The 1,446-nt window shown below is 63.1% G+C and carries 2 protein-coding genes; one reads left to right on the forward strand and one right to left on the reverse strand.

What is annotated here, in order from left to right:
- Positions 1-83: 83 nt before the first annotated feature.
- A complete protein-coding gene (locus AB0C02_RS33575; protein WP_357553240.1) occupies positions 84-617 on the reverse strand; it encodes an HTH domain-containing protein in 534 nt (177 codons plus the stop codon).
- Between the two features lie 93 nt (positions 618-710).
- On the opposite strand from AB0C02_RS33575, the gene AB0C02_RS33580 reads away from it, so the two are divergent.
- Positions 711-1,079, forward strand: a complete 369-nt coding sequence (locus tag AB0C02_RS33580; protein WP_357553241.1) for a VOC family protein — start codon at positions 711-713, stop codon at positions 1,077-1,079.
- The last annotated feature ends 367 nt before the right edge of the window (positions 1,080-1,446 follow it).

Below are 1,446 nucleotides of genomic sequence, written 5' to 3' on the forward strand. Positions count from 1 at the left end.
TGATCTTCTTCCCTAGACAAGAGGAATGATCGATCAAGGGCTGTTCCCATGATCAGCCGGGGTTGATGTCACCGCCCCGCAGGTTAAAGACCAAGGTAGGGATCCACGACCACGTCACGTGGGCATGGCTCGCGTGGACTGTCGTACACGATCCGTAGCCGGCGACCTCGCCGCACCGATCCGATCAGCGAAGCCGGAGTCGTGCCGGAAGCTCGCGACTGGAGCCAGGGACGGCTGTCCACGTGCACGACATCGGTGAGCGGCAGGAGCTCATCAACTCGACGTGACTGTGTAGCGGCGATCTTGGCGAGCGCGCGCCGGGTTTCGACCGATGCGTTGAGCTCCGCGCGCTGCTTCTCATCCAGCCCGATGAGTGAGAGATGATCACGCTCGCCAGGCGTGAGTCGCGTGAGGTCGAGCCCGGACCCGGGCAGCATGGCCACGCCACCGAGGCGGCCCCGGTGCGCGGTCACCGGCAGACCGGCGTCACGGAGCCAGTTCAGGTCCCGGGTGATGGTTCGAAGGGAAACCCCGAGCGCCGAGGCAAGTTCCTGTGTGGTCGCGCCATCCCTCGATTCGAGAAGCAGCATCAGGGCGAAGAAACGGTCCGGGGTCACACACCAAGTTTCTCAAGAAATTGCGACATGATGCGGCGCATATTCCGGCCAGGCTGGTGGATGCGTACCTGCCACCTGTGAGAAGGAACAACCATGACCACATCCGTCGTGTCCATCGTCTATGTGAACGACGCTCCCGCCGCAGCTCGTTTCTACGGCGACCTCCTCGGCATGAGCCCTTCGTTCGAGACTTCGGGATACATCACCTTCGACCTCGGGCCAGGCGCTGACCTCGCTCTGTGGTCCGGCCAGTTCGAGGACCTGTCGCCCGACGTACCGCGTACCAGTGAGGTTTGCCTGGCCATCGAAGGTGGACGACCCGACGAGATCACCGCAATCTTCAAGCAGTGGCAGTCCAAGGGCGTCACGATCCTGCACGAGCCGCACGATGCGGGGTTCGGACTGACCTTCCTCGCAGCCGACCCTGACGGGAACCGCATCCGGGTCGCACCGAAAGACTAAAAGTGCACAATGCGGCAGGCGCGCACGTCAGGTGTCGCGCCTGCCGTTGTCTGACTTCGAGAGGACGACGAGTGCCCCACGTCGACGGTGCACTTCTCGGAGGTGTACACCTGCGGGCTACCGCGATCTTCTCGGAGGTCATCTTGCTGGGCCAGCCACCTCGGCGCGTAACTGACATCCGGTGAGTGACATCCGCGCTGCCAGTCAGGCGAGCAGTCTCAGCTCAACCTGCTCCAGTAACACTCGTAGGGGAACAGCAGCGAACGCGCTCACATCGGCTACTTGTTTCATTGACTCACGACCGTTGCCCGGCCAGGCTTCGGTCGAGGCGCCCGGGCTGTCGCTCTCACATCGGCTGCCCACGCTG

Source organism: Micromonospora sp. NPDC048999 (assembly GCF_040649295.1).
In the GTDB taxonomy this organism is placed as follows: domain Bacteria; phylum Actinomycetota; class Actinomycetes; order Mycobacteriales; family Micromonosporaceae; genus Micromonospora.